11 protein-coding genes and 1 pseudogene are annotated in these 11,694 nt (G+C 63.8%); all 12 read left to right on the top strand.

What is annotated here, in order from left to right; translation table 11 throughout:
* Positions 1 to 11: 11 nt before the first annotated feature.
* Positions 12 to 1,145, top strand: coding sequence for a zinc-binding dehydrogenase (locus tag Q0687_RS24565; RefSeq protein ID WP_298882595.1), 1,134 nt, complete (start codon positions 12 to 14; stop codon positions 1,143 to 1,145).
* Between the two features lie 119 nt (positions 1,146 to 1,264).
* Positions 1,265 to 2,260 (top strand): MBL fold metallo-hydrolase, encoded by a 996-nt coding sequence (locus Q0687_RS24570; protein ID WP_298882599.1) that lies wholly within the window; start codon positions 1,265 to 1,267, stop codon positions 2,258 to 2,260.
* A 189-nt stretch (positions 2,261 to 2,449) separates the two neighbouring features.
* Complete coding sequence (locus Q0687_RS24575) at positions 2,450 to 3,001, top strand: NAD(P)H-dependent oxidoreductase (RefSeq protein ID WP_298882601.1); 552 nt, start codon at positions 2,450 to 2,452, stop codon at positions 2,999 to 3,001.
* A gap of 176 nt (positions 3,002 to 3,177) precedes the next feature.
* Positions 3,178 to 3,495 carry a septum formation initiator family protein gene (locus Q0687_RS24580; RefSeq protein ID WP_298882603.1) on the top strand — a complete coding sequence of 106 codons (318 nt, stop codon included), beginning with the start codon at positions 3,178 to 3,180 and terminating at the stop codon, positions 3,493 to 3,495.
* 197 nt (positions 3,496 to 3,692) lie between these two features.
* Positions 3,693 to 4,652: a GAF domain-containing protein gene (locus Q0687_RS24585; protein ID WP_298882605.1), complete on the top strand. Its 960-nt coding sequence runs from the start codon at positions 3,693 to 3,695 to the stop codon at positions 4,650 to 4,652.
* Between the two features lie 134 nt (positions 4,653 to 4,786).
* A pseudogene (adh, locus tag Q0687_RS24590) lies at positions 4,787 to 6,304 on the top strand (aldehyde dehydrogenase).
* A gap of 161 nt (positions 6,305 to 6,465) precedes the next feature.
* Positions 6,466 to 7,848: a glycerophosphodiester phosphodiesterase family protein gene (locus Q0687_RS24595; protein WP_298882606.1), complete on the top strand. Its 1,383-nt coding sequence runs from the start codon at positions 6,466 to 6,468 to the stop codon at positions 7,846 to 7,848.
* Positions 7,849 to 8,102: 254 nt separating this feature from the next.
* On the top strand, positions 8,103 to 9,125 hold the full coding sequence (gene pdhA / locus Q0687_RS24600) for a pyruvate dehydrogenase (acetyl-transferring) E1 component subunit alpha (protein WP_298882607.1): 1,023 nt from the start codon (positions 8,103 to 8,105) through the stop codon (positions 9,123 to 9,125).
* A gap of 30 nt (positions 9,126 to 9,155) precedes the next feature.
* On the top strand, positions 9,156 to 10,538 hold the full coding sequence (locus tag Q0687_RS24605) for a pyruvate dehydrogenase complex E1 component subunit beta (protein ID WP_298882608.1): 1,383 nt from the start codon (positions 9,156 to 9,158) through the stop codon (positions 10,536 to 10,538).
* A gap of 3 nt (positions 10,539 to 10,541) precedes the next feature.
* Complete coding sequence (locus tag Q0687_RS24610; protein WP_298882609.1) at positions 10,542 to 10,844, top strand: DUF5076 domain-containing protein; 303 nt, start codon at positions 10,542 to 10,544, stop codon at positions 10,842 to 10,844.
* 2 nt (positions 10,845 to 10,846) lie between these two features.
* The gene (locus tag Q0687_RS24615; RefSeq protein WP_298882611.1) at positions 10,847 to 11,299 is read left to right on the top strand and encodes a nucleoside deaminase; all 453 of its coding nucleotides are present in this window, start codon (positions 10,847 to 10,849) and stop codon (positions 11,297 to 11,299) included.
* A 62-nt stretch (positions 11,300 to 11,361) separates the two neighbouring features.
* A partial coding sequence (locus tag Q0687_RS24620; protein ID WP_298882612.1) for a biotin/lipoyl-containing protein occupies positions 11,362 to 11,694 on the top strand: 333 nt, incomplete at its 3' end.

The following is an 11,694-nucleotide window of genomic DNA, read 5'->3' on the forward strand; positions in this document are numbered from 1 at the left end:
GGAGGATCGACATGACCGACAGCAAGACCGGACTGCAACTGCGTTCGCTGATCAAGAACAGCGGTGAACTGGAAATCTCGCTTGTGGACGTGCCGACCCCCGAGCCTGCGGACGACGAGGTCGTCGTCCGCATCGAGGCGGCGCCGATCAACCCGTCCGACCTCGGCCTGCTCGTCGGCGCCGCCGATATGAGCACAGCCAAGGCCTCGGGCACCAAGGATGCGCCTGTCATCACCGCCAAGGTGCCTGACGGGGCAATGCGCGCGATGGGTGCGCGGATCGACCAGTCGCTGCCAGTTGGCAATGAGGGCGCGGGTGTCGTCATCAAGACAGGCGCGTCGGAGGCTGCGAAGGCGCTGATGGGCAAGACGGTCTCGATGATCGGCGGCGCGATGTATTCGCAGTACCGCACCTTGAAGGCGAGGGACTGCCAGCCGCTGCCTGAGGGCACGAGCGCGGCGGAGGGCGCGTCCTGGTTCGTCAATCCGCTCACTGCGCTGGGCATGACCGAGACGATGCGGCGTGAAGGCCACAAGGCGCTGGTGCACACCGCGGCCGCCTCCAATCTCGGCCAGATGCTGAACAAGATCTGCATCAAGGACGGCATCGGGCTGGTCAACATCGTGCGCAGCAAAGAGCAGGCGGAGATCCTGCACAAGATCGGCGCCAAATACGTGGTCGATTCCAGCGCGCCAAGCTTCCTGGACGATCTCACCAATGCGCTGGCCGAGACCGGCGCCACCATCGCCTTCGACGCGATCGGCGGCGGCAAGCTTGCCGGCGACATTCTCAACTGCATGGAAATCGCGATCAACAAGACCGCGAAGGAATACAGCCGCTACGGCTCCAGCGTGCACAAGCAGGTCTATGTCTACGGCGCGCTCGACATCCGCCCGATCGAACTGCCGCGCGGCTTCGGCATGGCCTGGGGCGTCGGCGGCTGGCTGCTCACGCCGTTCCTGCAGAAGATCGGACCTGCCGACATCGGGCGGCTGCGTCAGCGTGTCGTGAGTGAATTGAAGACGACGTTTGCCAGCCACTACACCAAAGTGGTGTCGCTGCAGGAGACGCTCGATCCCGCCAACATCGCGGTGTACGCCAAACGCGCCACCGGCGAAAAATTCCTCATCAACCCAAATAAATAATCGTGATCGGCTAGCCGGGGTCACCGAAAAGAGGTCTTGCCTTCTGAGCCAAGCGGGAGATTATTCCGCCGCGTTGAAAGCGGAAAAACCGCAACGCGCGCTCAGAAGGGGACGTCTTCATGATCGATCTCAATCGCCGTCATCTGCTCGCAGGCGCGGCCGCCATCGGCGCGGCTGCCGCCACCGGCCTGCGGCCCTCCATCGTCAATGCCGCAGTGCCGCAAGCCGGCGCGCAGGCGCCGGGCTTCTACCGCTACAAGGTCGGCAGCTTCGAATGCACCTCGATCAATGATGGTGCGCGCAGCTTCCCGATGCCCGACACATTCGTGACCAACATCCCGAAGGAAGAGGCGGCCGCTGCCGCCGATGCCGCCTACATGCCAAAGGGCATGGTCACGGTTCCGTTCAATCCGCAGCTCATCAACACCGGCTCCAAGCTGGTGCTGATCGACACCGGCAACGGCGTCGCCAATCTGGAGCCGAGCAAGGGCGCGGTCGGCCGCACGCTGCAAAACCTTCAGGCCGCCGGCGTCGATCCCAAGAGCATCGACATCGTGCTGCTCTCGCATCTGCATCCCGACCACACCAACGGCATCCGTCTGGCTGACGGCGGCCTTGCCTTCCCGAATGCGGAAATCATGGTGCCGGTGAAGGATTGGGAGTTCTGGGAGAGCGACGAGAATGCCGCCAAGGCTCCGAACGAGATGACGAAGAACTACTTCGCCAACGTGAAGAAGACTTTTGCCGGTCTGGAGTCGAAAGTGACGAAGTACGAATGGGGCAAGGAGGTCGTATCAGGCATCACCTCGATCGCGACGCCTGGTCATACGCCCGGTCACACCTCGTTCGCAGTCGCTTCAGGCGACAAGAAGGTCTTGATCCAGTCCGACGTCACCAACATTCCGGAGTTCTTCCTGCGCAATCCGGACTGGCACGTGGCGTTCGACAATGATCCCGCGCTGGCGCAACAGACCCGCCACAAGTTCCTGGACATGGCGGCAGCCGAGAAGGCGACCGTGGTCGGCTTCCACTTCACCTTCCCGTCGGTCGGTCATGTCGAGAAGGACGGTGCGAAGTACCGGCTGATCCCGTCGGCCTGGAACCCGACGATCTGAGCGGGTTTTCGGATTTGCACGAAAGATCGGGCCGCCGTTTGGCGGCCCGTTTGTTTTGGGGCAACTTTCAGGAAACTCAGCGTTTCCAAATCGGACCAGTTCATGCACTTGCATCCATCGATGCAGATCGCTTAAGTGCCGCCCGGCACTTTCCCCTCAAGGTCTCAAGGACCAACCAAGGATAATCTGATGGCCTACAACATCGTCGTGATCGCCGGCAGCCTGCGCAAGGACAGCTTCTCGCTGAAGATCGCTAACGCGCTTACAAAGCTTGCGCCGGCCTCGCTCAAGCTCGAGGTCGTCACGCTCGGGGGCATTTCGTTCTTCAACCAGGACCTCGAGGGCGCGCCGCCGGCCGACTGGGTGGCCTTCCGCGAGAAGCTGCAGAAGTCCGACGGCGTCATCTTCGTGACCCCCGAATACAACCGCGCCATCCCGGGCGTGCTGAAGAACGCCATCGACGTCGCTTCGCGCCCCTATGGCAAGAGCTCGCTCAACAGCAAGCCGGTCGGCATCGTCTCGAACTCGCCGGGGCCCCAGGGCGGTGTCAGCGCCGCCAAGACGCTGCAGAACATCCTGCCTGGAATCGCCGGCCCGATCATGCAGCAGCCCGAGACCTATCTGAACGCGGTCGGCGATGCCTTCGACGCCGAGGGCAATCTGACCAAGGACTCGCTCAAGCCCGTGCTTCAGGCCTATGTCGACGCCTTCGCGGCGCACGTGGCCAAGCACCACGGGTAAGCAGTCCACTCCGTCATTCCGGGGCGATGCGAAGCATAGAGCCCGGAATCCATTTCCCGGCCGAGTTGTGGCCTGATGGATTCCGGGTTCGCGCTACGCGCGCCCCGGAATGACAAGGACCGGGACGGGGCGCTCGCGTCAAGACTCCCTTAACCAAGCTGGCCCATCTTGCCATCATGGTCTCCCGCGCCCGCCTCAAATCGATCCTGACCGGCCTTGCCCTCTATGCGATGGCGGCTGCGATCGTCGGCTATTTCGGGGTCAACGCCTATACCGGCAAATACGGCCTCAATGCCCGCCAGGAGCTCGACCAGGAGATCATCGCCCTGACCAGCGAGCTGGCCCAGCTCAAGCGCGAGCGCGCCCGCAGCGAGCAACGCGTCTCGTTGCTGCGGACCGAGAGGATCGATCCCGACATGCTGGACGAGCGGGCCCGGTTCCAGCTCGACTACGTCAATCCACACGACCTCGTTCGGATGGTCCCGCAGAACTAGCGCTCTCCGCAGCATTCGAAATCAGCCGCGAAAGCCGCCGCCTATTCCGAAGGTCGTAGAATTCCGCCAGACCGCCGCCTTGACGCTGGCAGGGCGAGAGGGGCATGCCTTGTCCCGGCGCTGCGTCGCCAAAAGTTGACGAAGATCAATCGGGGCGCGCGGGGCGCCGCCTAGACTATTTCCCGGAGGAAACGGTGATGGATGGGTCAATGCCCCGGCATCACGCGGCTCGTGTCGAAGCCGCCATTGCATCAGGTCAGGCGGCGCGATCTGCGCTCGTGGCCTCGTGGCGCCGTTCGTCCCGCTTGCATCATCTCGATCCTTCCGGCCGCAGCTCGCCGCTGCGGCTGAGCGAATTCGAGCTGCGGCACGCGCGCGAGCGTATCGCGCCGTTGCTCGCCGCCGCGCAAGGCGCGATGGACCGGCTCTATCAAGCGGTCGGTGCGGCCGGTTGTTGCGTGCTGCTCGCCGATGGCGAGGGTGTGCCGGTCGATCGCCGTGGAACGTCGGCGGACGATGTGACCTTCCAATCCTGGGGCTTGTGGACCGGCGCGCTCTGGAGCGAGGAGCACGAAGGCACCAACGGCATCGGCACCTGCGTCGTCGAGCAGCGGCCGCTGACCATCGACCGCGACCAGCATTTCTTCACCCGCAACACGCTGCTCAGCTGCACCGCGGTTCCGATCTACGACCACGAGGCGGCCTTTGCCGGCGTGCTCGACGTCTCCTCCTGCCGTGCCGACCGCACCGACGCCTTCTCCAGCCTGATCGCGCTGGCTGCGGGCGAGGCGGCGCGGCGCATCGAGGCTGACCTGTTTCGCCGCGCCTTCGCCCATGCCCGCATCGTGCTCACGCAAGGACCTGACGGTCAGTCGATCGGCCTTGTCGCCGTCGATGCGGATGATCTGGTGATCGGCGCGACCCGCACCGCCCGGGCGGGACTCGGGATCGCGCCGGGCAGGGCGCTGCAGCCGGTACCGGCCGCTGATCTGCTCGGCGGCGACACCGCACATGATCACCTTGCCGGCGGCCAGCGCGCGGTGTTGCAACGGGCGCTGCTGCGCGCCGGCGGCAATGTGTCGGCCGCCGCCAAGGCCCTCGGCGTCAGCCGCGCCACGCTGCACCGGAAGCTGAAGCGGTTCGAGCTCAAGCACTGACTGTCGCAGAACTGCGACAGGTTCGCTCTGCCATCGCTTCTATCAGGGCTGACAGAAAACACCTCCCGCGAGATCGTTGGCGCAAGTCGTGAACACACGACGATTTGCGCAAACATCAACATCGGGAGTGAGCAATGAACAAGGTTGAATTCCTCGGCGTCACCCAAAGTCCGTTCGCCGAACGCTACGACAATTTCATCGGCGGCAAATTCGTGGCGCCGATCTCGGGCAAATATTTCGACAACGCGTCGCCCGTCACCGGCAGGATCGTCTGCAAGATCGCGCGCTCCGAGGCGCAGGACGTCGAAGCGGCCCTCGACGCGGCCCATGCGGCCAAGGGCGCGTGGGGACGCACCAGCGTCGCCGAGCGTGCTGCGATCCTCAATCGCATCGCCGACCGCATGGAGGAGAATCTCGAGCGCCTCGCGGTCGCCGAGACCTGGGACAACGGCAAGCCGATCCGCGAGACCCGCGCCGCCGACCTGCCGCTGGCGATCGACCATTTCCGCTATTTCGCCGGCGTCGTCCGCGCGCAGGAAGGCTCGATCGGCGAGATCGACCACGACACCATCGCCTATCATTTCCACGAGCCGCTCGGTGTCGTCGGCCAGATCATTCCCTGGAACTTCCCGTTGCTGATGGCGTGCTGGAAGCTTGCGCCCGCGCTTGCCGCCGGCAATTGCGTGGTGCTCAAGCCCGCCGAGCAGACGCCGGCCTCGATCATGGTCTGGGCCGAGATCATCGGCGACCTCCTGCCGCCTGGCGTCCTCAACATCGTCAACGGCTTCGGCCTCGAAGCCGGCAAGCCGCTCGCCTCCAGCCCGCGCATTTCCAAGATCGCCTTCACCGGCGAGACCACGACGGGCCGGCTGATCATGCAATATGCCAGCCAGAATCTCATTCCCGTCACGCTCTAGCTCGGCGGCAAATCGCCGAACATCTTCTTCAAGGACGTCACTGCCGAGGACGACGATTTCTTCGACAAGGCGATCGAAGGCTTTGTCATGTTCGCGCTGAATCAGGGTGAGGTCTGCACCTGTCCGAGCCGGGCGCTGGTGCACGCCGACATCTATGATCGCTTCATGGAGCGGGCGCTCAAGCGCGTCGCCGCGATCAAGCAGGGCGATCCGCGTGCAGCCGACACCATGATCGGCGCGCAGGCCTCCGGCGAACAGCTCGCAAAGATCCTCTCCTATATCGACATCGGCAAGCAGGAGGGCGCCAAGGTCCTCGCCGGCGGCGGACGGGCCGAGCTTGGCGGCGACCTCTCGGGCGGCTTCTACGTCCAGCCGACGGTGTTCGAAGGTCACAACAAGATGCGGATCTTCCAGGAGGAGATCTTCGGACCCGTGGTCTCGGTGACGACCTTCAAGACCGACGACGAAGCGCTCGCGATCGCCAACGACACGCTCTACGGCCTCGGCGCCGGCGTCTGGAGCCGTGACGCCAACCGTTGCTACCGCTTCGGTCGTGAAATCCAGGCCGGCCGGGTCTGGACCAACTGCTACCACGCCTATCCCGCCCATGCCGCGTTTGGCGGCTACAAGCAGTCGGGCGTCGGCCGCGAGACCCATAAGATGATGCTCGATCATTACCAGCAGACCAAGAACATGCTGGTCAGCTACAGCCCGAAGAAGCTCGGCTTCTTCTGATCGACAGGTCCTGATCGAGAAGGCACAGGCGGCGTCAGACTGGCGCCGCCTGTGCAGATCGGTGATTACCCGCCCCACCGTCATCCGTCTGTCAGAGAATTGAGACAAGACGACAGCCCGATCGCGCTCGACGCGATGCAGGCACAGACGGAGGCGCAGACATGACGACCAATCCCTTGCAGCGGAAGATGCGTGTCGGAGCGATGCTGCTCGGCGTGGCGGCCCTGGCGTCTTTCGCGCCGTCGATCGCCTTTGCCCAGGCGGCCCCATCAAGCGCCAAGCCCTTTCTGACCGTCGACGGAAAGGCGCCGCTGATCCTCGGACATCGCGGCGTGCCGGGCCTCGTGCCCGAAGAGACCGAGGCCTCCTACGATCTTGCTGCCGCGCTCGGAACCGACGCGCTCGAAGAGGATCTGCACCTCACCAAGGATTGTGTTCTGGTCGCGCGCCACAACCCCTGGCTGGCAGACAACACCAATGTCGCGGAAGTCGCGAAGACCAACCCGGTCGTTGCCGCGCGCAAGCGCACGGTATCAGGTGTGCGCGTCAAGGCGCCGGCAGCCGCCGGCACGCCCGCTGATTACCTGACGGATCTCACCGATCCCGCCGATCCCAAATCGGTGCTGAAGTCATTGATCGTCGACGGTGAAGATCACACGGGCGACTGGTCGATCACCGATTTCACCATGGCCGAGCTGAAGCAGTGGATCGGCGGCACCACCTATGACGCGGCCAATGAGCGGCCGAAGATCTTCAACGGCAAATTCCCTGTCATCAGCTTCCAGGACATCCTCGACATCGCCAAGGCGAAGAGCAAGGAGACCGGGCGTCCCATTCTGGTCTATCCGGAAACCAAGAACCCGACCTGGAACAATGCCCAGGCGATCGCCAACGGCTGCGGCGCGCCGGGCAGTCATCCGCTCGAGGACGCCCTGATCAAGATCATTGAGGATAATGGCCTCAACACCAAGGACGCGCCCATCTTCGTTCAGAGCTTCGAACCCGGCAGCCTGAAATACATGCGCAGCCATGGCCTTCAGACACGCCAGGTCCAACTGATCGACGGCAACGGCATCGACTTCAAGACCGGCAAGGTGCTGCTCGACAACATCACCAATTCCCGTCCGTTCGACTGGACGGTTGCAGGGGATGCGCGCCTTTACGATGCGATGCTGACGCCCGAGGGACTGGCCGAGATCAAGACCTATGCCGACGGCATCGGTCCGTGGAAGGCCTATATCGTTCCGCTCAAGATCGCCCCGTGGAAGGACACCAATGCCGACGGCACGCCCTACAAGGGATCGACACCGGCGGCTTCGACCCAGGACGCGACCAGCCTGATTGCCGATGCGCATAAGCTCGGCCTGTTCGTCCACGTCTTCACGTTCCGTAACGAGAAGAAATATCTCGCGGCCGACTATCACGCCGATCCGGCCCTCGAATATCTCAAGTTCTTCCGTCTCGGCGTCGATGGCGTCTTCACCGACTTCACGCACACGGGCGTTGCCGCCCGCGCTGCTTATTTGCGCGAGCTGGGCTGGTAGGTCCGGGCAGTCGAATCGGACACGCAGCGGGACGTCAGCGTCCGAGATATGCGTGTCCGATCTCGTTGCCTTGTCTGCATGCAGAGCTTTCGCAGGCGAGGAGCTAATGTTGCCTGATCAGCGCCAAAGGTTTTGCAAAATTTCGGCCACGTTGCAGTGCGGCATAATGAAAGTCGAGCCATGCCGCTGCGGTGCTTTCACACGCGATTGAGTTGGGTTAGAGAGGACCTAGATTTCTCTGACCCGGAATTCCCATGGCCGCACCCAAGAAAGCCGCCGCAAGCGCTGAGCACGACAAAATCAACGGCGGTTCGCCCCCGGAGTTCACCAGGGAGCAGGAGTTGAAGGCGCTCCGCGATATGCTCCTGATCCGGCGGTTCGAGGAAAAGGCCGGCCAGCTCTACGGCATGGGTGCGATTGGCGGTTTCTGCCATCTCTATATCGGCCAGGAGGCCGTGGTAGTTGGTATGCAGATGGCCCTGAAGCAGGGCGATCAGGTCATCACCGGCTATCGCGACCACGGCCACATGCTTGCCACCGGCATGGACGCCAACGGCGTGATGGCCGAGCTGACGGGCCGCCGCGGCGGTTATTCCAAGGGCAAGGGCGGCTCCATGCACATGTTCAGCAAGGAGAAGCATTTCTACGGCGGCCACGGCATCGTCGGCGCGCAGGTCTCGCTCGGCACCGGTCTTGCCTTCGCCAACAATTATCGCAGCAATGGCAATGTCAGCGTCGCCTATTTCGGTGACGGCGCCGCCAACCAGGGCCAGGTCTATGAGAGCTTCAACATGGCGGAGCTCTGGAAGCTGCCGGTGATCTACGTCATCGAGAACAACCGTTACGCCATGGGCACGTCGGTGTCGCGCGCCTCGGCCCAGCAGGATTTCTCCAAGCGCGGCGCGTCCTTCAACATCCCCGGCAAGCAGGTCGACGGCATGGACGTCCGCGCCGTCAAGGCGGCGGGCGATGAGGCGGCGGCCTGGTGCCGCGCCGGCAAAGGCCCCTTCATCCTGGAGATGCAGACCTACCGCTATCGCGGCCACTCGATGTCCGACCCGGCGAAATATCGTACGCGCGAGGAGGTCGAGAAGGTTCGCCACGACCAGGATCCGATCGAGCAGGTGCGCAACCGCCTGCTCGCGGCCAAGGTCAGCGAGGCCGATCTCAAGGCGATCGACGCCGAGGTGCGTGATATCGTCAACGCCTCCGCCGACTTTGCCCAGCATGATCCCGAGCCGGATGCCGCCGAGCTCTGGACCGACGTTTACCGCTAAGACGCGCGCAAGCTTTCTTTTGGAGTCGATATGCCAATTCAAGTGCTGATGCCCGCGTTGTCGCCCACGATGGAAAAGGGCAACCTCGCCAAATGGCTGAAAAAAGAGGGCGAGACGATCAAGTCCGGCGACGTCATCGCCGAGATCGAAACCGACAAAGCCACCATGGAGGTCGAAGCGACCGATGAGGGCACGCTCGGCAAGATCCTGATCGCCGAGGGTACCGCCGACGTTCCGGTCAACACGCCGATCGCGACGATCCTCGTCGATGGCGAGAGCGCGGCCGATCTCGCCAAAGCGCCCGCGCCAGCCGCGAAGGCGGCGGAGTCCGCACCGCCTGCCGCTGCCAAGGCCGAAGCGCCTGCGCCGAAGGCTGCACCGGCGCCGCAAGCTGTCGCCGAGCCCGATCCGGAAGTGCCCGCCGGCACCGAGATGATCACCCAGACCATCCGCGAAGCCTTGCGCGATGCGATGGCCGAAGAGATGCGCCGCGATCCTGATGTGTTCGTGATGGGCGAAGAGGTCGCCGAATATCAAGGCGCCTACAAGGTCACGCAAGGATTGCTCCAGGAGTTCGGCGCAAGGCGCGTGATCGACACTCCGATCACCGAGCACGGCTTCGCCGGCGTCGGCGTCGGCGCTGCGATGACAGGCCTGAAGCCGGTCGTCGAGTTCATGACCTTCAACTTCGCCATGCAGGCGATCGACCAGATCATCAACTCTGCGGCCAAGACGCTGTACATGTCCGGCGGCCAGATGGGCTGCTCGATCGTGTTCCGCGGCCCCAACGGCGCGGCTGCGCGCGTCGCCGCTCAGCACAGCCAGGACTATTCCTCCTGGTATTCGAACGTCCCGGGCCTCAAGGTCGTCGCGCCGTTCTCGGCCGCCGACTACAAGGGCCTGCTCAAGGCCGCGATCCGCGATCCCAATCCGGTGATCTTCCTCGAGAACGAGGTGCTTTACGGCCACACCGGCGAGGTGCCCAAGCTCGACGATTTCATCGTTCCCATCGGCAAGGCCCGCATCGTGCGTTCCGGCAGCCATGTCTCGATCATCTCGTGGTCGAACGGCATGACCTATGCGCTGAAGGCGGCTGACGAACTCGCCAAGGAAGGCATCGAGGCCGAGGTGATCGACCTGCGCACGCTGCGTCCGATGGACACCGAGACCATCATCAACTCGGTCAAGAAGACCGGCCGCGCTGTCACGGTGGAAGAGGGCTGGGCGCAGAGCGGCGTCGGCGCCGAGATCGCCGCGCGCATCATGGAAAACGCCTTCGACTATCTGGATGCGCCGGTTGCGCGCGTGTCCGGGAAGGACGTGCCGATGCCTTATGCGGCGAACCTGGAGAAGCTCGCGCTGCCGTCGGCGGCGGAAGTCGTCGAGGCCGCCAAAGCCGTCTGCTACAGGTAGACCATGGCAGGCCCGAAGGAGCAGCCACTGCCGCCCGACGTCATGAGCCGCGACGATGCGGTCGAGATCCTGCGCGTGTTCGTGCTGGATGGCGGGCTGTCGATGGCGTTCCAGCGCGCCTTCGAGGAGCCCGACATGTGGGGCCTGCTGCTGGTCGATCTCGCCCGCCATGCCGCGCGCGCCTATGCGCGCGAGAGCGAATACACCGAGGAGGACGCGCTGACCCGGATCCTCGACATGTTCCAGGCCGAGATCGAGCGTCCGACCGACACCGGCACCACGACGCCGCGCGGGAAGGGGCACTGACCGTGGCGATCGAAGCCCACCATTACGATTTCATGCTGGAGGCGATCCGCGAGGCCGAAGCATCGATCGCGCAAGGCGGCCTGCCGATCGGCGCCGTGCTGACGCGCGGCGACAAGATCATCGCCCGCGGCCACAACAATCGCGTGCAGGAGAACGATCCGATCCTGCATGGCGAGATGAGCTGCCTGCGCGAAGCGGGCGCGATCTCGTTCCACGACACCGTCATGTACACCACGCTGTCGCCATGCTCGATGTGTGCTGGTGCGCTCGCTCTGTTCAAGGTCAAGCTGGTGGTGATCGGAGAATCCGTCACCTTCGAGGGATCCAAGGACATTCTCGACAAGTTCGGGATTCCCTGGATCGACCTTGCCGACGACCGCTCCATCAGCATGATGAAGAATTGGCGTTCCATCCCTGCCAATGAGCGCCTCTGGCAAGGCGACATCGGCAACTAAACCTGGTCTGTTCGTCTTCACTTTCGGAGGCGACATTTTGAGAAGTTCTTCGTGAGGTCAGCATGCCCATCAACATCCTGATGCCCGCTCTTTCGCCAACGATGGAGAAGGGCAACCTCGCCAAGTGGCTGAAAAAGGAAGGCGACAAGGTCAAGTCCGGCGATGTCATCGCCGAGATCGAGACCGACAAGGCGACCATGGAGGTCGAGGCCATCGACGAGGGCACGATCGCCAAGATCCTCGTGCCCGAGGGCACGCAGGATGTCCCGGTCAACGACGTCATCGCGGTGCTCGCCGGCGAGGGCGAGGACGTGAAGGCTGCCGGTAGTGCCAAGCCCAGCGCGTCGGCCGCGCCGCCGAAGGCTGCGGAGGCTCCCGCGGCTGGGCCGGCTCCG

The organism is uncultured Bradyrhizobium sp. (assembly GCF_936928535.1).
GTDB lineage: Bacteria > Pseudomonadota > Alphaproteobacteria > Rhizobiales > Xanthobacteraceae > Bradyrhizobium.